Genomic DNA, 2,075 nt, shown 5'->3' on the forward strand with positions numbered 1-2,075 from the left:
CTGTGGGATTGACGCTGCTGGACCTGTTCAGGGAGCAGGTAATGCTTCGGGGAGAAGAGACCGCTGTGGTTTACGGGGATAGCCGTCTGAGCTACCGTGAGCTGGATGCCCGGTCGAACCAGCTGGGGCATTTCCTGCGGAGCCGCGGTGTTGTATCGGAGACGCTGGTACCGATCTGTCTTGGCCGTTCCCTGGAGATGATCATCGGGATCCTTGGGGTGCTGAAGGCGGGGGGTGCTTATGTACCGGTTGATCCGGATTACCCTGCGGACCGGATCAGTTATATGCTTCAGGATACAGGAGCATCGCTGATCCTCGGCGAGAGTGCCTACCAGGATCAGCTTTCGGAAGCGAGCCCGGATGCGCTGGTGGTAAGCCTGGACAGTTTATCGGAGCTGCTGTCGGTTTATCCGTCGGGGCCGGTGCCTGCTGAAGTTCGCGCGGGTGACCTGGCGTATGTGATCTATACTTCGGGTTCAACAGGTCGTCCGAAGGGGGTAATGATCGAGCACGGGAGCGTGGTGAACCTGRTGTATAACCAGCAGGCCCCGCTGAACCTTCATGCGGGTATCCGGGTATTCCAGTTTGCCAGCTTTAGCTTTGATGCGTCGTGTTATGAGATATTTTTGACGTTGCTTCACGGCGGCTGTCTTGTTCTTTCACCGAAATCGGTGTTACTGGACCTGCCCTCCCTGGGGAGGCTGCTTCAGTCAGAGTCGATCGAACTGGTGACCTTGCCGCCGAGCTACCAGGCGCTGCTGCTGGGTCAGGAGTTCAGTCTGAAGACGGTGGTATCCGCGGGAGAGGCGCTGAACGGGCAGCTGGCAGTAATGATCCGCGAAAAGGGGATCCGGCTGATCAATGCGTACGGGCCGACGGAGAATACRGTRWGYGCCACGCTAACGGATGAACCGATCCATGCGGATGGGTGTATAACGATCGGCAAGCCGAACGCGGGTGTGCGGGCATATATACTGGACGCTGCCGGGGGCATTCTTCCCCTGGGCGTTCCTGGCGAGCTGTACCTGGGTGGTGTGCAGGTAGCACGAGGATACCTGAACCGTTCGGATCTGACGGCAGAGCGTTTCATACCGGACCCYTACGGTGAAGAGGGCGGGCGATTGTATAAGACGGGGGACCTTTGCCGCTGGTTGCCTGACGGTAATATAGAGTACCTGGGCCGTATGGATGACCAGGTAAAGATCCGTGGTTACCGTATTGAGCTAGGGGAGATCGAGTCCGTGCTACAGCAGAGCCCGGGCGTACGCCAGGSTGTTGTGGTCGCCCGTGAGGACGGTCATACAGGCAAGCGGCTGGTGGGTTATGTGGTGACAATACAAAACTGGAATTATGCAGCAGTGATTAGTTACGCCAAAAGCAAGTTACCGGAGTATATGGTACCGGGGATACTGATAGAGCTGGAGCAGGTTCCGCTGACGGCGAACGGGAAAGTAGACCGTAAATCGCTTCCGGAGGTTGACGTACAGGGTTCATCTTCGGGGTATGAAGGCGGTCGTAATGCGCTGGAGCTGACGCTGATCGGGATCTGGGAGGAGCTGCTGGGTGTAACGGGGGTAGGTATCCATGATAACTTTTTTGARCTTGGGGGACATTCCCTGCTGGCGATCCAGCTGATCTCCTCGATCCGTAAGGATCTTGGAAAGGAGCTGCTGATCCGCACGGTGTTTGACCACCCGACCATAGCAGGCCTGTCGGCTTCGCTGGAGTTAAATGAAGCGTCGTTGCTGCCGCAACTGCGGCAGCGAGAGGCAGGGGMTCGTATCCCGCTGTCGTATGCTCAGGAGCGTTTATGGTTCATAGACAGGTTGCAGGGCAGTGTACAGTACCATATTCCGCRTGTATTCCGTCTTCGTGGTTCACTGGACCGGGATGCGCTGGAAAGTTCTTTCCGGGAGATCGTAAGCCGTCATGAGATCCTTCGGACAACGATCCGGGAGGAAGACGGTATAGGATACCAGCAGATCGAGGGGGCGGACCTTTGGTTACTGGACGAGCTTTCGGCGGGGGAGGGTGATGCTGTATGGCTACAGGAGCAGATAGCTGAATATATCAGC

1 protein-coding gene is annotated in these 2,075 nt (G+C 57.0%); it reads left to right on the forward strand.

What is annotated here, in order from left to right:
- On the forward strand, positions 1-2,075 hold a 2,075-nt coding region (locus AC1DRQ_RS31020; protein WP_477429908.1), incomplete at both ends, for a non-ribosomal peptide synthetase.

This window comes from Mucilaginibacter sp. P4_E8, from assembly GCF_056401495.1.